17 protein-coding genes are annotated in these 18,983 nt (G+C 53.2%); 3 read left to right on the top strand and 14 right to left on the bottom strand.

Features of this window, described 5'->3' with window-relative positions:
• The first annotated feature begins 152 nt into the window (after window positions 1–152).
• Window positions 153–1,046 (top strand): ATP-binding protein, encoded by an 894-nt coding sequence (locus E1162_RS01285; protein ID WP_155125824.1) that lies wholly within the window; start codon window positions 153–155, stop codon window positions 1,044–1,046.
• 55 nt (window positions 1,047–1,101) lie between these two features.
• Here E1162_RS01285 and E1162_RS01280 read toward each other — a convergent pair whose 3' ends face one another.
• The 14 genes from E1162_RS01280 to E1162_RS01215 form a co-directional block, all read right to left on the bottom strand.
• Entirely contained in the window at window positions 1,102–2,886 is a 1,785-nt protein-coding gene (locus tag E1162_RS01280) for a peptidoglycan DD-metalloendopeptidase family protein (protein WP_155125822.1), read from the bottom strand.
• Window positions 2,887–2,974: 88 nt separating this feature from the next.
• Complete coding sequence (locus tag E1162_RS01275) at window positions 2,975–3,667, bottom strand: protein-L-isoaspartate O-methyltransferase family protein (protein WP_155125820.1); 693 nt, start codon at window positions 3,665–3,667, stop codon at window positions 2,975–2,977.
• Between the two features lie 21 nt (window positions 3,668–3,688).
• Window positions 3,689–4,447, bottom strand: a complete 759-nt coding sequence (surE, locus tag E1162_RS01270; protein ID WP_155125818.1) for a 5'/3'-nucleotidase SurE — start codon at window positions 4,445–4,447, stop codon at window positions 3,689–3,691.
• A 1-nt stretch (window position 4,448) separates the two neighbouring features.
• Window positions 4,449–5,723: a serine--tRNA ligase gene (serS, locus tag E1162_RS01265; RefSeq protein ID WP_155125816.1), complete on the bottom strand. Its 1,275-nt coding sequence runs from the start codon at window positions 5,721–5,723 to the stop codon at window positions 4,449–4,451.
• A gap of 77 nt (window positions 5,724–5,800) precedes the next feature.
• A complete protein-coding gene (tatC, locus tag E1162_RS01260; protein WP_155125814.1) occupies window positions 5,801–6,580 on the bottom strand; it encodes a twin-arginine translocase subunit TatC in 780 nt (259 codons plus the stop codon).
• A 6-nt stretch (window positions 6,581–6,586) separates the two neighbouring features.
• Entirely contained in the window at window positions 6,587–7,081 is a 495-nt protein-coding gene (gene tatB / locus E1162_RS19385) for a Sec-independent protein translocase protein TatB (RefSeq protein WP_257098557.1), read from the bottom strand.
• Window positions 7,082–7,158: 77 nt separating this feature from the next.
• On the bottom strand, window positions 7,159–7,407 hold the full coding sequence (locus E1162_RS01250) for a twin-arginine translocase TatA/TatE family subunit (protein WP_155125812.1): 249 nt from the start codon (window positions 7,405–7,407) through the stop codon (window positions 7,159–7,161).
• Between the two features lie 97 nt (window positions 7,408–7,504).
• Window positions 7,505–8,581 carry an ABC transporter ATP-binding protein gene (locus E1162_RS01245; protein WP_257098556.1) on the bottom strand — a complete coding sequence of 359 codons (1,077 nt, stop codon included), beginning with the start codon at window positions 8,579–8,581 and terminating at the stop codon, window positions 7,505–7,507.
• Window positions 8,582–8,595: 14 nt separating this feature from the next.
• The gene (scpB, locus tag E1162_RS01240) at window positions 8,596–9,276 is read right to left on the bottom strand and encodes an SMC-Scp complex subunit ScpB (RefSeq protein ID WP_257098561.1); all 681 of its coding nucleotides are present in this window, start codon (window positions 9,274–9,276) and stop codon (window positions 8,596–8,598) included.
• 17 nt (window positions 9,277–9,293) lie between these two features.
• Window positions 9,294–10,166 (bottom strand): segregation and condensation protein A, encoded by an 873-nt coding sequence (locus tag E1162_RS01235; RefSeq protein WP_155125808.1) that lies wholly within the window; start codon window positions 10,164–10,166, stop codon window positions 9,294–9,296.
• A 1-nt stretch (window position 10,167) separates the two neighbouring features.
• On the bottom strand, window positions 10,168–11,196 hold the full coding sequence (gene nagZ / locus E1162_RS01230) for a beta-N-acetylhexosaminidase (RefSeq protein WP_155125806.1): 1,029 nt from the start codon (window positions 11,194–11,196) through the stop codon (window positions 10,168–10,170).
• A 48-nt stretch (window positions 11,197–11,244) separates the two neighbouring features.
• Complete coding sequence (locus E1162_RS01225) at window positions 11,245–14,259, bottom strand: SPOR domain-containing protein (protein WP_155125804.1); 3,015 nt, start codon at window positions 14,257–14,259, stop codon at window positions 11,245–11,247.
• Between the two features lie 87 nt (window positions 14,260–14,346).
• Window positions 14,347–16,101 (bottom strand): arginine--tRNA ligase, encoded by a 1,755-nt coding sequence (argS, locus tag E1162_RS01220; protein ID WP_155125802.1) that lies wholly within the window; start codon window positions 16,099–16,101, stop codon window positions 14,347–14,349.
• A 99-nt stretch (window positions 16,102–16,200) separates the two neighbouring features.
• On the bottom strand, window positions 16,201–17,424 hold the full coding sequence (locus tag E1162_RS01215) for a deoxyguanosinetriphosphate triphosphohydrolase (RefSeq protein ID WP_155125801.1): 1,224 nt from the start codon (window positions 17,422–17,424) through the stop codon (window positions 16,201–16,203).
• A gap of 187 nt (window positions 17,425–17,611) precedes the next feature.
• On the opposite strand from E1162_RS01215, the gene erpA reads away from it, so the two are divergent.
• Window positions 17,612–17,965, top strand: a complete 354-nt coding sequence (erpA, locus tag E1162_RS01210) for an iron-sulfur cluster insertion protein ErpA (RefSeq protein WP_155125799.1) — start codon at window positions 17,612–17,614, stop codon at window positions 17,963–17,965.
• Between the two features lie 90 nt (window positions 17,966–18,055).
• Window positions 18,056–18,838: an exodeoxyribonuclease III gene (xth, locus tag E1162_RS01205; protein WP_155125795.1), complete on the top strand. Its 783-nt coding sequence runs from the start codon at window positions 18,056–18,058 to the stop codon at window positions 18,836–18,838.
• Window positions 18,839–18,983: the final 145 nt, after the last annotated feature.

Raw genomic sequence — 18,983 nt, 5'->3', positions numbered from 1 at the left:
AAGGGACCCCACTGTTTTCAAGGCATTGCACGCAATACAAGCACTTTCCCCAAGTGTATTCCCCGTGCTACAGCAGTTGCACCACGCATACCTTCTACCCCAAATCGTATAGGCTCCTGTAGATATTAAGTGCGTAGCACTACGAGAATCACATGACAAACAGCCAGAACTCCTCTTCAGCATTGCTTGACCTTAACAATAAACTCGACGCCCTTCTTGAGCTTGTTGCCCGCGCAGTACCTGCCAAACCACAAAAACCCGATATGCAAAGTGCCGATGCCTTCATCTGGCAACCAATGCCGTTGGGGCTTCAGCCGGTCACTAACGTCAACCGTATCGACATTTCACTCCTATGTGGTGTCGATAGATCCAAAAAGCTACTGTTTGAAAACACAGTTCGCTTTGCAAAAGGTTTTCCGGCCAATAACGCCCTGCTTTGGGGTGCGCGTGGCATGGGCAAGTCATCGCTCGTTAAATCTACCCACGCTGCCATCAACGAAGACCTTGATGGATACGCCGTCAAGACCCCGCTCAAACTGATCGAGATCCACCGCGAAGACATCGCCAGCCTTCCAGACCTGATGGCGCAACTGCGACAGGAGCCTTATCGCTTCTTGATCTTCTGTGACGATCTTTCGTTTGATGGTGATGACACCACATACAAGAGCCTTAAAGCAGCGCTTGATGGCGGCATTGAGGGGCGTCCGGAAAATGTTCTGTTTTATGCAACATCAAATCGCCGTCACCTTCTGCCGCGTGACATGATGGAGAACGAACGCTCTTCTGCAATTCACCCAAGCGAAGCTATCGAAGAGAAAGTTTCCCTGTCAGACCGTTTTGGTCTCTGGCTCGGCTTCCACAAGTGCTCTCAAGACGAATACCTTGATATGATAAAGGGTTACGTCACTCACTTTAACCTTAAAGTGAATGAAGAAGAGCTGCGCAGGCAGGCATTAGAATGGTCTACAACGCGCGGTGCTCGCTCTGGTCGCGTTGCATGGCAGTTCATTCAAGACCTTGCTGGACGCCTTGAGACAAAGCTTTAAGCAGATACAAAAAGGGCGTCCCGAGGGACGCCTTTTTCAATTCAATTACCAGCAATCAGGATTGCGGCAGGTAGGCCATTGGATCAACCGGACGGTTATCCTTTCTCAGCTCGAAATGCAGCTGAGGCTGTGAAACAGAGCCTGTGGAACCTGTTGTAGCGATTGTTTGACCCCGGCGGATAACATCACCACGTCTTACATGCAGTGTCTTATTGTGCGCATAGGCTGAGACCCAGCCGCCATCATGACGGATAAGCACAAGGTTTCCGAAACCCTTTAGCTCGTTACCCGCATAGACGATGGTGCCCTCTTCTGCGGCTTTAACTTCGGTTCCTTCAGGAACAGCGAGGTTGATACCGTCGTTACGCTCACCGCCCGGTTTTGGACCGAACTCGGAAATAATGCGCCCGCGAACCGGCCAACGGAAATAACGTTCACTGGTCTGCTGCGGCTCGGCACTTGCAACCTTCTGCGCACTTGCGTCCGGTGCTGGCTTCGAGACCTCGGTAGGCTGCAGCTTTACAACTTCCTTCACAGGCTCCTGAACAGGTTCAGGCTGGATCTGAACTTGTTGCGGCTTTACCGGTTGCGCTTGTAATGGCGCTGTGGACACCGCTGCCTGCTGAGGCAACACTGCAGTCGTTGTAGGTGCCTGCGAGGTTGATGCAGGAATAACCTGCGGTGCGAACCTTGCTGTTGTCTGCTTTGGCTCAGGGATCACCTGAACAGCAGCGTAGCTGTAGGTTTTTTGCGGCTTGGCTTGAGGCACTGCGGAAATACCGTAGAGCGACGGATTGCTAGGCTGCTGTACTGTCGGCGCTGCATAAACCGGTGCGGGCTGCACAGGAGACAAGCTGGAACCAGCAGGAGGCGCTTGATAGACGGGCAATTGCTGTGTTGGCGGCAATTGCGGTGCAGGAAGCGTTTCTACCTGAACCGGCGCTGGATTGCTGTAGACCGGAGCATTGTAGACTGGCGCATCAACGATGGTTTGCCCACGCGGCCCCTCACCTACGTTCCCCGGAGGGAGCAGCACTGATGCGACGCGCTGAACAAACCCATTAGACGGTGACACTGGCTGCCTAGCAACGCGGCTATTCATTGAAATTGAGGTGCCCGCAGGAATACTCGCGGTCGTAACCGGAGCACTTCCATTTGCGCTTGGTAGTGTGACCATGCGGTGCTCGCGGGCATCACTCTTATAGAGCGGCTCACTACGAACGACCTTAACCGGAATAACAACGCGGCGACCGGGTTGAATAGCGCTTGCAACCGTTACCTTGTTGGCGTGAAGCAACGCATCCAGTGGCACGTTATGTTGCCAAGCGAGAGACTCTGCTGTCTCGTTTGACTTTACAACCACCGTGCGGCCACCCACTGGCGTCCAGCCGATGAGCTTGGTCGGAGCCTTTGCCACACTTGCAGGAACGCGGCCACCAACGGTCCGCTCCTCATAATTGGTTTTTCTGACCTGCGGCGCTGGCGGATTGTATGTCTTGCTGAAAGTCGGCTGCCATGTCTGCTGCTGTACCCGCTGCGTCGGCGCGACGGATGCTGTCGTCAAAACTGGAGCCGATGCTGCAGTTGGAGGCGGCAACATCGCCCCGCCGCTTTTAGGGGGCGCAGAGTAAATATTTGCAGGGTCAATCGCCACAACAGGATTTGGCTGCGCGTAGGCCTGCGGCTGCACAACAGCTGCAACTTTCTGCTCTTCGTAGTCGCTGTCCAGATTGCCGAACCGGCTCATATTTGAGCTGCAGCCAGCAAGACCACCGGCGAGCAATGCGCCTACTGCGACACTAAAAGTCAGTTTTCTATGAAAATCTACGGAAATACGCATGATGCCTGACCCGAAACAAACTAAAGGCTATCTGTGCGTAATTTACGCTAATCAAGGTTGATAAAAGCTTAACTTAACTGAAGATTCATCAAAGCTTTTTGGCAACACCATCCATGAGCGGAACGAACCAAACGGGAGATAGCTTCGTTTCTTCGATACGCGCACCAATCCGGTCGTACTGCATCAAGTGGTCCTGCCCTTCCGCATCACGCACCGGGGCGATCAAGCGCCCGTCATCGGACAACAGGTCAAACAGGAAACTTGGGACACGCTCAACTGAACCGTTGAGCAGTATACGGTCGAAGCTGTCGCCATTTTCATCGTCGTAGCTTGTCAGCGACAAACCATCAGAATGAACAATATCGACGTTGGTAATACGGCAAGCCTGAATGCGGTCTTTCGCAAGCTCTGATAGCCTACGGAACCTCTCAATAGAAAGGATCTGACCACCAATCCAAGAAAGAACAGCAGTCTGGTAGCCGGAGCCTGTGCCGATCTCCAGCATATTGTGGGTTCTATCAAGTTGAAGGAACGTCGCGATCTGTCCAATCAGCGAAGGGGCTGTACCCATCTGACCGCAATCAATTGGAAAAGCTCTGTCTTCGTAGAGGAACTGCTGCTGGGCGTTTGTTAGGAACTTGCGGCGCGGAACTGCTTCCAGTGCTTTGAGGACCTCATGGTCCAGCACGCCGGAAGAACGCAAACGCATAATCCATCCAGCTTTGAGGGATTGTTCGTGCGCGCTCTCGTTATCGCCGCCGTCTAAAACATCATTCAGCATGTTCAACCTGCAAGGGCCTTATTAGGAAAGAACCGCTTCCAGATTGCCAAAAAGTTCGAAGGCTGTCAGGTTCAAATGTAGAGGCGTGACAGAGATATACCCTTCTTCCAGCGCCGTAAGGTCCGTTCCGGCCGGGCTTGTGGTCTTCTGGTTGTTAAATGCAAGCCAGTAGTAAGGGTTTCCGCGGCCATCACGGCGCGGATCTACATACATCGCGTCTGTGCTACGCTTTCCTTGCGCAACAACTTTCGTACCGCGAACGTCCTTTGCAGGAACTGCAGGGAAGTTGACGTTGAGCAGCGTATCTTTCGGCAGATCAACCTTCAGCAGTTGGCGCAACACCTCTGCGGCATGCACCTCAGCTGTGTTGTAGTCAGGGCCTGCCATATCGCTCCAGCGATAGTGCTGAGACAGGGCAATGGAGCGCACGCCAAGCAGCGTTCCTTCCATCGCCCCGGCAACTGTTCCGGAATAGGTAATATCGTCGGCAATGTTACACCCCCGATTGATGCCCGAAAGCACCAGATCGGGAGGCATATCCAAGATCGACTTGATACCCATGATCACACAATCGGTCGGAGTACCACGCAGGGCATACCGCTTTTCAGATACTCTGCGCAGACGCAGTGGATCGTTCAGCGATAGGGAGTGTGCAACGCCGCTCTGGTCTGTTTCCGGAGCAACGATCCACACATCATCGGAAAGCTGGCGGGCAACCCGTTCCAGCACTTCCAAGCCTTCTGCATGAATACCGTCGTCGTTGGTGATCAGGATACGCATATTAGTTGATGACCTCTATTCCACCCATGTAAGGGCGCAGAACTTCAGGCACCGTGATAGAGCCGTCAGCGTTCTGGTAGTTTTCCAGAACAGCAATGAGACAGCGACCAACAGCAAGGCCCGAACCGTTCAGTGTGTGAACAAACTTCAACGCCTTCTCACCTTCTACGCGGTAACGGGCGTTCATACGACGCGCCTGGAAGTCACCACAAACAGAGCAAGAAGAAATTTCGCGGTATGCGTTCTGACCCGGCAGCCATACTTCGATGTCGTAGGTCTTGCGCGCACCAAAGCCCATATCGCCAGAGCAAAGGGTTACAACACGGTAGTGAAGGCCCAGCTTCTTGAGAACGTTTTCCGCACACTCACGCATACGCTCCAGCTCAGCGACAGAGCTGTCTTCATCAGTGATGGAAACAAGCTCGCACTTCTCAAACTGGTGCTGACGCAGCATACCAGCAACGTCACGGCCCGCAGAACCAGCTTCAGAGCGGAAGCAATACGTCAGAGCGGTGACGCGCATAGGCAGCGCTGCCTGATCCAAGATTTCCTCGGAAACCATGTTGGTGAGCGGCACTTCAGCGGTAGGAATCAGCCAGTGACCAGTGGTGGTCTTAAACAGATCCTCAGAGAACTTTGGCAGCTGGCCGGTGCCGAACAGCGCATCATCACGCACGAGAAGCGGCGGAGATACTTCGGTGTAACCGTGCTCTTCAGTGTGAAGGTCGATCATGAACTGGCCGAGAGCGCGCTCAAGACGAGCAAGCTTGCCTTTGATCAGCACGAAGCGGGAACCGGAGAGCTTTGCAGCGGTTTCGAAGTCCATCTGGCCCATGTCCTTACCAAGGTCATAGTGCTCTTTTGGTTCAAAATCGAAGCTCGGCTTATCGCCGTAGACGTGCAGTTCGACGTTATCGTTCTCGTCTTCACCAACAGGCACACCATCCAGCGGCATGTTAGGAATAACGCAGAGCGCGTCTTCGAGAGCTGCGTTCAGACGACGTTCTTCTTCTTCGCCGTTCTGGATGAAGCTCTTGATTTCCGCAACTTCGTCCATCAGCGCCTGAGCTGCTGCTTCGTCCTTGGAGGCTTTTGCACGGCCGATTTCTTTGGAGGCGACGTTACGGCGCTGCTGCGCTTCCTGTAGCTTAGTGACGTGAGAACGGCGCGCATCATCCAGCGCTACCAGTTCTGCGGAACGCGGCTCAAGCCCACGCTTGGCCAATGCAGCGTCAAACTGCTCCTGATTGTCACGAATCCATCTGATATCGAGCATAACTTTATTAAAACCCCAACAGGCTTACGAACTGGGCCTGCAAGGAAAAACACTGCGAGGAACCAGTTGGATGACGCTTATTCGCCTTCCTGTTCCTCTGCGCGTTTTTTCTCAACAAGCCGCACACAATAGATGGAGACTTCGTAGAGAAGCAGCGTTGGAAGTGCAAGACCGATCTGCGAAATTGGATCAGGAGGTGTTAAAATTGCTGCTGCGGCAAAAGCGCCAACGATGGCGTAACGGCGTTTAGCCACAAGGCCGTCAGAAGTAATGATGCCCGCGCGTCCCAGAAGTGTCAGCACAACAGGTAGCTGGAAGACCAAACCGAACGCGAAAATCAGCACCATAATGAGGCTGAGGTATTCACTCACCCTTGGAAGCAGCGAAATGCTTGCCTGCCCGTCACCACCTACCTGCTCCATGGAAAGGAAGAAGCCCATCGCCATAGGCATAACAAGGAAGTAGACGAGTGCCGCACCAATCAAGAAAAGAACTGGTGTTGCAATGAGATAGGGAACGAATGCAGTGCGCTCGTGCTTATAAAGCCCCGGCGCAATAAACATGTAGATCTGAGATGCGATAACCGGAAACGCGATAAATAGCGCGCCGAACAACGCAAGCTTCATCTGGGTAAAGAAGTATTCCTGCGGCGCTGTATAAATCAGCTCAATTGTCCGCTCTTCTCCCCCTGCCCGTTCATAGGGCCAGATGAGAATGTTGAAGACGTCAGATGCAAAAATGAAACAGACGACAAAACAAACAGCCAGAGCAATGACAGATTTAAACAGACGCTGCCGCAGTTCGATCAAATGCTCGATCAATGGAGCGCGGGAAGCTTCGATATCATTATCACTCATCAGAAATTAGCTTTCCTCTGACTTGCTCTGAGGGGCCGCAGCTGCTTTTTCAGCAGGTGCAGGTTCGACGGTTGGATTGAATGGCACCGCTTTTGTTGGGGCGGGCTCTTCCTTCTTGGTCTCACCGTCTTTTTGTTGGTGGTAGCTGTCGGGCATGGCGTGACGGGTTTCTGGAAGGTCATCCAGATTAAGCCCGCGGTTCAGGTCCGCAGCTGTTGATTCAAAAGACTTCTTTTCCTCGGAGATAGACTTTTTGATATCTCCCAGGGGATCAAAGTTTTGTGCCGCATCAGCCTGCTTGCGCATTTCATCGATGCCCGCCTGCTTTTCAGCCTCGGAAATTGCATCATTGAACGTTTTCTGGAAATCACCGGCAAGCCTGCGCATGCTACCGACGGCTTTGCCGATAGTCCGCAGCATTCCGGGAAGTTCTTTGGGACCAACCACGAGAATCGCGACGATCGCCACCAGTAAAAGTTCAGTCCACGCTATATCAAACATCAGCTCTGCCGCACGCTATCTGCCACACAGAAGAAGGGATGGCGCATCGCCAATCCCGTTCTTAGCTCGTTTCTACGTTACGATTGCTTGTCCGCTTTTTCAGCGGTCTCGGAAGCAGAAACCGTTTCGGCTGGCTTGTGGTCGATCACTTTTGGATCTTCCTTAGCTTTTTCCTCAGATGCCTCGCCTTCTTCCTTCAGCCCCTTTTTGAAGCTGTTGATACCCTTGGCTACATCACCCATAAGCTCGGAGATCTTACCGCGACCGAAGAGCAGAACTACAACCACCGCGATGATCACGATCTGCCAAATTCCAATGCTGCCCATACTACTACTCCTATCCGAGAGCCCGTAAAATTGACCCGACAATAACACAGGAAACGCAGCGGTCCCTATTGTTTATAAGTCGATAGAGGTCTTTCCTCTAAAAAGTTTCATTAAAAACAAGAAGATCTTTTGGTTCTATACCAATTGAAACTCGGTCACCTACTCTAAACTTTCCGACCTCAGAAACGCGTGTTTTCAAAGGCTTATCAAGACCTTCTAAACCAATTTCCAAGATATCGCCAGTACCTGCCATGATACGCTTGGTGATGACGGCGTTTGCATCATCGCTATTTAGCCTTACAGATATATGGTGGGGACGAACGCACATTACGAGGTCTTCGCCCGCCTTTGAACCGTTTGCGGGAATCTGTCCGAGCGCACTTGTTACCATTTCGCCCACAACGTGGGCGGGTGCTTCGTTCAGATCAGAAAAGAAACCAGCGGCAAAACGGTTGACCGGTTTGAAGTAAATATCCTCCGGCGAAGCGTCCTGAACGATCTTTCCCTTACGCATGAGGACGATACGGTCTGCCACCTGAAGCGCTTCTTCCGGATCGTGCGTCACAACGATTGCGGATGCGCCCTGTGCCCTAACGGCGTCCAGCGTTCTTGCGCGAACACCATCACGCAGACGGCTATCCAGTCCGGAAAACGGCTCATCCATAAGCAAAGTGTGCGGGCGCGGCGCAAGCGCGCGGGCCAATGCAACGCGCTGCTGCTCACCACCTGACAGGCTATGCGGATAGTCACCGGCGTAACCGAGCATCGCGACGCTTTCCAACGCTTCTCTGGCGCGCTTGTCTGCCTCTGCCGCCGTCACATCCGACAGGCCGAACTTGACGTTCTCCAAAATCGTTAGATGCGGGAACAGTGCATAGTCTTGAAACATAAGACCAACGCCGCGCTGCTCAGGTGGTAGGTGCCACTTGTCACCAGACATAAGCTCGCCGCCTAGACGTACCTCACCCACTTGCTGACGAATAAGTCCTGCCGCAATGCGTAGCAGCGTGGTCTTTCCGCAGCCGGAATGCCCCAGCAGACACACAACCTCTCCAGCGCCAACCGTGAGAGACACGTTACGAACTGCGCTTAGATTCCCGTAGGAATAGGAAATATTCTCAAACTGTAAGCGAGAGCGGTTCAAAGACATATTTGTTGCTTCTTCAATTTTCATAGTGGCTGCCTGAATCACTCTGCCTGCACTTCTTCATCCAGTAATGGATCGTCAGAATCGAGCGGGTCTTCATCCTCGGTCAAATCGAGACTGTCATCAGGGGACGGAATAGAGAAACTTGCAGGTATGGCGCTATCAAGCAGCCCTGCCCCTTTAAGTTCTTCCAGTCCCGGCAAATCTTTAATGGTTCCAAGACCAAAGTGGTCAAGAAACTCTGGTGTTGTTCCATAGGTTACAGGCCGGCCCGGCGTCCGGCGGCGACCACGCATGCGTACCCAGCCAGTTTCCATCAAAACATCAAGGGTACCCTTGGAAGTGGAGACGCCGCGAATTTCTTCAACCTCGGCACGGGTCACTGGCTGATGGAATGCAATGATCGCCAATGTTTCCAACGCTGCACGAGACAGGCGCTTTTGCTCCACCACGTTCTCGCTCATAAGGAACGAAAGGTCCTCAGCGGTACGGAAAGCCCAACGGTCTGAAACAAAAACCAGATTAACACCTCTGGTTTGGTACTGTGTACGCAGATGATCCAGCGCCTTTTGGATTATCAGTGCGTCCGCGCCGCTTCGTCTAACCAGCTCTGAGACAGATAGAGGCTCGGCAGCTGCAAAAAGCAGCGCCTCGATAATGCGTTCTACCTGACGCTGGCGAGCATCTTGAATGCTGGCGATTTCTTCAGCAGCCTCTGACATGGTCATGGATTATTCTCTCAGAGCTCCTCTTGCGCAAGTTCCTTGCGCTGTGCTTCCACTTGCTCTTCAACGATTTCGTCATCTCGCCTACGGGCAGAGCGAAGCAATATCGGCCCGAACGTACTGGTCTGCTGTATTTCTACGACACCTTCCCGCGCAAGCTCCAAGCTTGCTGAAAATGTGGAGGCCACCACAGAGTTTCTATAGTTCCCCTCTCCCATGTAAGGAAGAAGAAAACGCTCCAACGGCGTCCAATCCCAAACACCGCCGAGTAAGCGGTTCAAGATTTCTCGCGCCTCCTGCAGTGAAAGAACATCTCGTTTTTTAAATTGGACGGAAGTTACCGAGCGGCGTTGCCGCTGGGAGGCGTAAGCCGACAGGATGTCGTAGAGACTGGCTGTCCATCGGCTTTTGCGCTCGATGGAAACAACTTCCGGCGCGCCTCTTGCAAAAATATCCCGTCCCAAGCGATTACGGTCAATCAACTTTTGTGAGGCTTCGCGCATTGCCTCAAGGCGCTGCAAACGAAACGCCAGTGCGGCAGCCAGCTCTTCCCCAGTCGGTTCGTCGCCGTCTTTCTGCTTTGGCACCAATAGGCGCGACTTGAGATAGGCAAGCCAAGCCGCCATCACCAGATAGTCTGCCGCGATTTCCAACCGCATCTGCCGCGCTTGTTGCACGAAAGCAAGGTATTGCTCAGCAAGCTGGAGAATGGAAAGTCGCGTCAGATCGACTTTTTGAGATCGTGCCAATGTGAGCAGGAGGTCTAACGGTCCCTCGTAGCCACCAAGGTCCACATGCAGGAGCGGATCGCCGCTCGCACTATTTGGTTCGCGCTCTTCAGCGCGAAGACCATCAAGTTCTGCAGTGTCTTCGGTGACATGGTCCATGCTAGAGTTCCTTTGCCCTATTCACGAGGGCATCCAGCTCATCTCTTAGCTCTTTTTCGAGTGTGGCATCAATCGCCCGTGGAGACACACCAGCAAGTGCTACCTCCAAACGTTCCTTGGCTTTACCTGCAAGAAGCGGCGCAACAGAGGCGACCTGCTGCATCTCGTTCAATTCGCCGTTACAGTGTAGCGCCACATCACATCCGGCCTCGTAGACCTTGCGGGTGCGCTCATCCATTTCCCCTTTCAGGGCTTTCATGGACAAATCATCACTGAACAGGCAGCCAGCAAAACCGATCTCACCGCGAATGATCTGCTCAATGACGACAGCGGACTGAGTAGCAGGATGCTCACTGTCGATGTCGGAAAAGACGATGTGAGCCGTCATACCCATTGAGCAATCTGCAAGAGCTTTGAATGGAACGAAATCAGTCTGACGAAGCTCTTCGAGCTTAGTTTCAACAACAGGTAGCTCCAGATGGCTATCCGCTAGCGCTCGTCCGTGTCCCGGAATGTGCTTGATAATGGGAAGAATGCCTGCGGCCAAACAGCCCTCAATGGCTTTACGGCCCATGTGGGCGACTGCCTCAGGATCATCTGAATAGGCACGGTCACCGACAACTTTGCTGGCAAAGTCAAAATATAGATCGAGGACAGGCAAGCAGGAAACAGAAACGCCGATCTTTGCAAGGTCAACGCCCATGAGCATTGAGGTCAAATAGACACCTCGAAGGGCAGCTTCCTGATCTTGCTTATAAAGGGCTGACCACGTTCCGGATGCTGGATAGCTCGGCCACACTGGCGGCTTCAAACGCTGAACACGACCACCTTCCTGATCAATCAGGATCGGCGCATCGCTCCGGCCAACGATTTCGCGGAACTCACGCGTCAGCTCACTCACCTGCTCAGGTGTTTCAACATTACGCGCAAATAGGATGAGACCAACGGGTTTCTCGATTTCAAAGAAACTCCGTTCTTCGGGAGTGAGGCGGGTCGACTGACACCCGGATATGAACGCTTTAGCCTGCATGCTAAATTGGGTAGCTTGACGGGACCTGCCCGTCAAGCACCTCGTGGATCAGTTTCTTCTTACGAAACAATCACTACCAGCATTCTTCAGGGAATTGCAGAAAGCGTTGGCTTCTGTAGCGCCAGCAAATGGTACGCGAACACGGTAATAAACACCGCGATCACCAAGATCGGCCTGAACGATGCGTGGAGAAACGTTACCCATCAGCTCTGGATGACGGTTCTGCAGAGCGCGAATCTCACCCTGAGCCTGATCTTCAGAACGAACGGAAGACACCTGCACGATGTAACCGCCGGAAGGTAGGCTGGACTGAGCAGAGCTCGTTGCCGAAGGAAGCGCTGCGACCTGTGTCTGCACCTGCTGAGAAGCTGTATCAGCCTGCGGTGTCAAACGTAGAGGGCCACCGGAAACAGAAGCGGTTGGCGTTGACGGCACAAGGCTACCACCAAGCGGCTTGGACTCCGGCATGAAACCAACATCAGCTAGAGAACCGATGCTACCGATTTCACCAGCATCAGCCGACGTTTCAGGCGTACCAAGAGCATCGGAAACTGCGCTTTGGAAACTGGTAGTTTCCTGCGGCTGAGCAAGACCGGAAGAAAGGCCACCTGCAGTGGTGCCGATCAATGAACCGGTATTGGTCTCAAGACCTGCGCTTTGGCTAGGCAGCGCAACACTCTCACTTGGGTTCAAGCGAATAGTGGTGGTTTCAACGGCCTTCGGCGCGGAAGTGTTCTGGCTAGCCTGACTATCTGCGGAAACGATCGTTCCATCCGGACGGACGACAACGGTACGCACGCGCTTGGCGCGTGTCATATCCAGCGCTTCGCCATCAGTTGCATCAGATTCAGCTGGCGCTGGCGGCAGCGGATTAACGACAGCGGTATCTTGTACCACCATCACCTCACCTGCTGGCGCTTGGGAACCATCAGTTGGCTTCAAGATATTTGCCGTTGCCTGACGCGGCTCTGCGGAAGCGACAGGGAATTCCTTCATCGGCTCGCTATCCGCTTTAATGACGCGTGCTGGCTCATTGTCGGAAGGGGCCGAATTGAGGTCGAGCAGAACAAAGCCTGCTGCACCAATTCCGCCAACCACAAGAAGGGAAGCAGCAGCGAGCAGCGCTTTACGAAGTCCGCCACGCTTAGGCGCGCGTTCTTCTTCCGCCTCATCAGATTCCGGCAGGACACCAACATCAAGGCTTGGATCTTCCTGACGCATAGCCATAGCTACAGCGTCAAGGTCATACCCTTCTGGTGGAGGTGCCTGATCGAAATCTTCTTCTTCGATGTCTTGCTTTGCGAGAAGTTCAGCAGCTGCTGGCCAAGACATCTCGTCGATTTCGGAGTCGTCGCTGTCAGCCTCAAATGCTCTACCATGGCCATCAATTCTCTCGGGCGCGATCTCCGCTAAAAGATCATCAGCAGAAAGAACCGGATCAGCTACAGGAATAGGTGCAGGCTCAGGAATTTGAATAGAAGCAGCTTGCGCCTTCTGGTTCTGCTCACGAATACCGCGAAGCTGCGCTGTCAACAGTTCGCGCTCGAAATCATCATCTGCGCTGTCTACCGGTTGAGCTGCTGGCTGTGAACGCTGAACAGGCGCTTTTGGAGCGGCGGGAGCTTCAATTTCACCGGTCAGCTCGGCAAGAAGCTCAGCTTCCAAAGAACGGGAAAGCTGATCTTGCTTTTCCTGCTTCGGCTCTTCCGCAATTGTATCCTGCATAAACTCGCTAAAGTCAGGAATAAATTCAGAAACAGGCGCAGGCTCATGGTGAGATGCCGCAGCAGCGCCGCCAAGAGTGGCACCAGCTGCCGCAATCGGAGCTGCACTTGCTTTTGGCTGAGGCGCAGCAGCGGTAGATGCAGGTGCGGTCTTCGGCGCAAGTGCGATATCTGCAAACGAGCGTCTAAAGCCTGCGTGATCTACAGGACGACGGACAGGATCACTGGCACGAGGTGCAGCAGGAGCAGGCTTGGATACAGGAGCTTTTGGAGCTACTGGTTCACGCTCGCCGCCAAAAGACAGGCTGCCTTTAAGCGCACTTTCCAGATCCATGGACAGATCATCTGCAAAGTCTGCGGACGGTTCTTCGCGGGAAGCTGAAAGTGGTTGCTGCGTCTTCACACGCGGAGCATCGGCACGGGCAACTGGCGGCTCAAATGCGCCAATGCGCATTGGCTTTTGCACTTCTCGCTGCTCTGCTTGCGGCGCATATGCTGGGGTCTGCGGAGCCTGTACTGGCTGCTCGCGAACGACCGGGGCCTGTGGCTCTACACGCTGCCCGAATGCAGGCGCAGAAGGTGCTGGGTTGGCTGGTTGGCTAGGTGTAGCCACCGGGCGTTCCATAGCAGGCTCGCGGCGCGGCTGTGCGGCACGTTCATTACGAGCATTCAACAGTCCTGCGAGGACGTTTTGGGTCGCAGTAGAAGCGCTGTTTTGAGAAGCAGGAGCCGGTACAACGTCATCGTGGCGCGGTGCAGGTTCTACTGGCGCTTTTACTTGCGCTGGCTGCGTGAAGCCAAAATCAGCTGCGCCAGCCTCTTGTGTTTCATGGGATGGCACCACGTCACCTAGATCCGTAGAAACACCAGTTTCCGTAGATTTCTTAGGTTCTTGTGGAAAAATATCATTAAGCCAGTCATCACCGCCGAATGGATCGGCATGAGCTGCGCTTTCGGACGACGCCTGCGGCTGTGTTACCGGCTCTGCGAAAGGCTCGTCAAACTTAGGTTCGTTGTAACCGTAGCTCTGTTCAGGCTGATAGGCTTCAGGCTCACGGAACGTTGTCTCTGGTTGCTGTGGCTGTTCAAACCCAAAGTCGGAAGCATCACGATATGCTTCTTGTGGTGTTGGTTCAGCAACTGGCTCAGAATAGGAAAGCGGATTTGACTGTTCTTTGTTTAGCTGGGAGCCCGGACGGTAATTTGTAGCAGATTCCCCAACAATTCGCGCCAGTTCTACAAGCGGATCTTCATCAGGAATCCAGCTTTGTGGCTCCTTAGAAGGCGTGCGTTCAGAGTTCTCCCTGCCCGGCATAGGATAGTTGGCACGTTTGGACATAGCAGCGCTGTCTTTCCCCTGAACGAGAGAGCCGCAATCTACCCCACGGCCCTCTGGTTCTTTTTCAATACTCTTTGGTAGCCCGCGCTATCGCATTTCCTCAGGCGCTTCTACGCCCAAAACATCGAGGCCGGAAGCGATCACTTGAGAAACTGCAAAGACTAACGCAAGCCTTGCTTTACTCAATTCTGGCTTTTTATCATTAATAAAGCGTAATTGAGGCTTTTCCTTGCCTCGGGACCAGTGGCCATGGAGGCCGCTAGCAAGCTCATATAGATAAAAAGCAATTCGGTGCGGCTCGTGTGTTTCTGCCGCGCCATCGACGATTCTAGGCCACTGCGCCATCTTGGCGATCAAAGCAACTTCGCCTTCATCTTCAAGCAAAGAGAAGTCGGCATCGGCGAGAGTTTTTGCAGAAGCTTCGAAACCTGCCAACTCTTCTGCAGCCTGACGCAGTACAGATTTACATCTTGCATGGCCATACTGGACGTAGAAGACAGGATTGTCTTTGGACTGCTCAGTAACTTTTTCAAAGTCAAAGTCAAGATGGGCGTCGTTTTTGCGGTAAAGCATCATGAAGCGAACCGCATCTACCCCCACAGCATCCACAACATCACGCAGGGTAATGAAGTTACCTGCACGCTTGGACATTTTGAAAGGCTCGCCGCCCTTAAACAGCTTAACGAGCTGGCAAAGACGAACGATAACATCCACAGTACCGCCGGAAATTGCACTACCGACAGCTTCAAGACGCTTTACATAGCCTGCGTGGTCTGCACCAAGAACGAAAATCAGCTCTTTAAAGCCGCGTTCGATCTTATCGCGCATGTACGCAACGTCTGCTGCGAAGTAGGTGTAGCTGCCGTCGGATTTCACAAGTGCGCGATCGATATCGTCGCCGTAATCGGAGGAACGGAACAGGGTCTGCTCACGGTCTTCCCAATCATCCGGCACTTCACCTTTTGGTGGCGGCAGAGTGCCATCATAAACCAGACCGCGCTCACGAAGAGCTGCCAGTGACTGGTCAATGGTGTTGCCTTCACCGTGCATAGACTTTTCGGAATAGAAAAGATCGTGCTTCACGTTGAGTTCAGCAAGGTCCTCACGGATGAGGTCCATCATTTTGCTGACGGCATACTCTTTCAAGAACTCGTGGCGTTCTGCCTCGTCCTTTTCCTTCAGGCTTTCGCCATATTCAGCAGCAAGAGCCTGAGCGACCGGCACGAGGTAGTCACCTGGGTAAAGACCTTCAGGGATCTCGCCGATGTTCTCGCCAAGTGCTTCGCGGTAACGCAGGAATACAGAACGAGCCAGTGTATCAATCTGGGAGCCAGCATCGTTGATGTAGTATTCGCGGGTAACGTCGTAACCGGCAAACGCAAGAAGGTTTGCAAGCGCATCACCAACCACTGCACCACGGGTATGGCCTACGTGAAGCGGACCGGTCGGGTTTGCGGAAACGTATTCCACGTTAACCTTAAGACCCTCACCCATTGCGGAGCGACCGAAGTCACGCTCAGCTGCAACGATGGAGCCCAGAACGCGGGACCAGACCTGCGGCTGCAAACGGATATTGATAAAACCTGGGCCAGCAACGGAAACGGAAGCAACGTCAGCATCAGCCTCAAGGCCCGCTGCAATCTTTTCTGCAAGATCGCGCGGTTTCATCTTGAGCGGTTTAGCCAGAACCATTGCTGCGTTCGTTGCCAGATCGCCATGAGCGCTGTCGCGTGGCGGCTCAACGGTCACGCGGGAAACGTCAAGCGTTCCCTCTTCCGGCGCAAGACCGAGCCCTTCGACAACTCCATGCACGCGCTTAGCGAAATCTGCAAAGATGTTCATTGTAAAAAGCCTAACTCTTAAAGGAGGTCTGGACACCTCTAACCGCCAGTTAAATCGACGGAAAGAAAATGACGCCTCTTTTTCTTTCGTGGGGCGGCACTACCCCAAATCCGGCGTATCGTCAAATAGCCTTGCGTGTTCGTCAATGGCATAACGGTCCGTCATACCGGCGATAAAGTCACAGACACGGCGTGCTATGACAGCGGGCTCTTGCCCCTCAAGCCCTTCACCCCATGGAGATGGCATATTGGAGGGCTTAGAAAAGTAACAATTAAACAGATCCTTGACGATTGAGGCGACTTTCTCGCGGACCTCTAAAACGTCTGGATGACGGTAGAGATTTGCAAAGAGAAAGCGCTTCAATTCTTTTTCCTGCCCCCCCATTTTTGGGGAAAACGCGACTACAGCGCCGTTGGCCTCGCGAATATCGTCAGGGCTCTTAGGATTTAGGGACGCAATCCGGCGCATACTTTCGCCGATTACATCCTCAACCATGCGGGTGATACAGCGGCGAACCAGCTCGTGAATGCGGCGCGCGTCTTCAAGCTCTGGGTACTTGCTATCGATCTCATCAAGGATATCGCGCAGGAACGGAACTGTCCGCATACTTTCAAAGGTTAGGTGCCCTGCCCGCAAGCCATCATCCAGATCATGGGCGTCATATGCTATGTCATCAGCGATGGCAGCAACCTGAGCTTCCGCGCTTGGCCATGACCAGAGTTTTAGATCCTGTAGCTCGGCATACTCGCGAATTGCAAATGGCAGCTCGCTATCGCTGAACTTTCCGAGTGGTTTGCCTTCAAGGTCCGTCAGCGGGCCGTTGTGTTTTACAAGCCCTTCGAGGGTTTCCCATGAAAGATTGAGACCATCGAAGGCTGCATATCTGCGTTCCAGATCGGTCACGATGCGCAGGGACTGAGCATTGTGGTCAAACTGCCCGTAATCCTTCATGCACTCGTTCATAGTATCTTCGCCCTCATGGCCGAAGGGGGTATGGCCAAGATCATGGGCAAGGGCGAGGCACTCTGCCAAATCCTCATCAAGGCGCAGTGCGCGGGCCAAAGAGCGGGCGATCTGTGAAACTTCGATAGTATGTGTCAAACGCGTGCGGAAGTGGTCACCCTCGTGATAAACGAACACCTGCGTCTTATGCTTCAGGCGCCGGAATGCAGTGGAATGGATGATGCGGTCTCTATCACGCTGGAAAGGCGTTCGTGTAGGACTGCTATCTTCCGGGAACAAGCGCGCACCGCTTGTGTCTGGGTTGACAGCGTAAGCGGCCCGTGGCTGAGCGCCGTAACCAATTGAAAGATCCTTTTCCAATGCTTCCTCCCGTGTACATCCTCAGGATGATCCATTGACGCCAAAGCATGCTACACCTATCTAACGGGCAGGCTTATTGTCGCTTTTATGGACTTGGGTAGTTATTTAGAAAAATAGCTGTAGAATCCAGAGCGATAGGCAGGCTAACCTCAATTTAAGAGGAATATCTAACCGGATTTTTGCGAGCATGACCCAGAACCAGACCCCTCAAGGCGAAGAAACCATTGTTTTGACTGACGCAGCTGCAAAGCGCGTGGCCCAGATTCTCTCTAAAGAAGAACCGGGTACAGTACTGCGTGTGAGCGTAGAAGGTGGCGGCTGTTCAGGTTTCCAGTATCGATACGACCTCGTGACCGAACGCGAAGACGATGACCTCGTTCTTGAGAAGGACGCTGCTACGGTTCTTATTGATCCGATTTCGCAGCAGTATATGGCTGGCTCTCAGATTGATTTTGTTAGCGACATTATGGGCCAGTCGTTCCAGATCAAGAACCCGCAGGCAACAGCGGGCTGTGGTTGCGGCACAAGCTTCTCGATCTAATCCCCTTTTCGGAGGCGGTCATCGCTGCGCAAATGCCTCCTCCTCTTCTTTCCAATTTTTCGTCCGACCGCTCTAACAGGATAAGCCTTCATGAAAATTGCAAGCTGGAACATCAACGGCGTTAAGGCTCGCATCGAAACAGCCATCGCATGGCTTAAAGAAGCTGATCCCGATATGGCCTGTTTTCAGGAAATCAAATCCGTCGACGAAAACTTCCCAAAGGAAGCCTTTGAAGAGCTTGGGTATCATGTCTACACCCACGGCCAGAAAGGCTTCAACGGCGTAGCTATTCTTTCCAAACGCCCTGCGGAAGAACTAAATATTCGCTTACCGGGTGATGAAAACGATGAGCAGGCCCGTTACATCGAGATCGTTGTTGCTGGCGACAGCACTCCGGTTCGCGTGGGCTGTCTTTACCTTCCTAATGGCAACCCACTGGGTACCGAGAAGTTTCCCTACAAACTTGCTTGGATGCAGCGCTTGATCGCGCACGCTAAACAGAGTTTGGAGAAAGAAGAAGCGTTCATGCTGGTGGGAGACTACAACGTCATTCCAATGCCTCAGGATGCAAAGAACCCAGAGGCATGGGTTGGTGATGCACTATTCCAACCAGAGAGCCGTGGCTATTTCCGCGAGTTGAAGAACCTCGGTTTCACCGATGCCCTTCGCGCTGGGAACGACAATGATGGCGTCTATACCTTCTGGGATTATCAGGCAGGTGCTTGGCAGCGAGACAATGGCATTCGCATTGACCACCTACTCCTCTCCCCTGAAGCAACAGATCGCATGATCCATGTGGACATCGACAAACATGTTCGTGGCTGGGAGAAGCCTTCCGATCATGTTCCGATTTGGGTACAGCTTCGCAGCTAAGCAACCTCGTCACAGCAGACCAAGAGCCAGCCAATCGGCTGGCTTTTTTGTATCCTTCTCGTTTGCAATAAATGGCGAGTTATTCCCTCACCCGCAAATTAGTCATCCAGTTAGCAAGTTTCGCTTCCCTGCTAGGCTATCTGTA

This window comes from Pseudovibrio flavus (assembly GCF_009711345.1).
Classification (GTDB): Bacteria; Pseudomonadota; Alphaproteobacteria; order Rhizobiales; family Stappiaceae; genus Pseudovibrio; species Pseudovibrio flavus.
This window is presented reverse-complemented; position numbering and strand designations above follow the sequence as displayed.

Excerpts from the sequence above, each read along its gene's own strand:
- E1162_RS01285 (WP_155125824.1), top strand. The coding sequence starts at position 153 with ATGACAAACAGCCAGAACTCCTCTTCAGCATTGCTTGACCTTAACAAT.
- E1162_RS01280 (WP_155125822.1), bottom strand. The coding sequence starts at position 2,886 with ATGCGTATTTCCGTAGATTTTCATAGAAAACTGACTTTTAGTGTCGCA.
- E1162_RS01275 (WP_155125820.1), bottom strand. The coding sequence starts at position 3,667 with ATGCTGAATGATGTTTTAGACGGCGGCGATAACGAGAGCGCGCACGAA.
- surE (WP_155125818.1), bottom strand. The coding sequence starts at position 4,447 with ATGCGTATCCTGATCACCAACGACGACGGTATTCATGCAGAAGGCTTG.
- serS (WP_155125816.1), bottom strand. The coding sequence starts at position 5,723 with ATGCTCGATATCAGATGGATTCGTGACAATCAGGAGCAGTTTGACGCT.
- tatC (WP_155125814.1), bottom strand. The coding sequence starts at position 6,580 with ATGAGTGATAATGATATCGAAGCTTCCCGCGCTCCATTGATCGAGCAT.
- tatB (WP_257098557.1), bottom strand. The coding sequence starts at position 7,081 with ATGTTTGATATAGCGTGGACTGAACTTTTACTGGTGGCGATCGTCGCG.
- E1162_RS01250 (WP_155125812.1), bottom strand. The coding sequence starts at position 7,407 with ATGGGCAGCATTGGAATTTGGCAGATCGTGATCATCGCGGTGGTTGTA.
- E1162_RS01245 (WP_257098556.1), bottom strand. The coding sequence starts at position 8,581 with ATGAAAATTGAAGAAGCAACAAATATGTCTTTGAACCGCTCTCGCTTA.
- scpB (WP_257098561.1), bottom strand. The coding sequence starts at position 9,276 with ATGTCAGAGGCTGCTGAAGAAATCGCCAGCATTCAAGATGCTCGCCAG.
- E1162_RS01235 (WP_155125808.1), bottom strand. The coding sequence starts at position 10,166 with ATGGACCATGTCACCGAAGACACTGCAGAACTTGATGGTCTTCGCGCT.
- nagZ (WP_155125806.1), bottom strand. The coding sequence starts at position 11,196 with ATGCAGGCTAAAGCGTTCATATCCGGGTGTCAGTCGACCCGCCTCACT.
- E1162_RS01225 (WP_155125804.1), bottom strand. The coding sequence starts at position 14,259 with ATGTCCAAACGTGCCAACTATCCTATGCCGGGCAGGGAGAACTCTGAA.
- argS (WP_155125802.1), bottom strand. The coding sequence starts at position 16,101 with ATGAACATCTTTGCAGATTTCGCTAAGCGCGTGCATGGAGTTGTCGAA.
- erpA (WP_155125799.1), top strand. The coding sequence starts at position 17,612 with ATGACCCAGAACCAGACCCCTCAAGGCGAAGAAACCATTGTTTTGACT.
- xth (WP_155125795.1), top strand. The coding sequence starts at position 18,056 with ATGAAAATTGCAAGCTGGAACATCAACGGCGTTAAGGCTCGCATCGAA.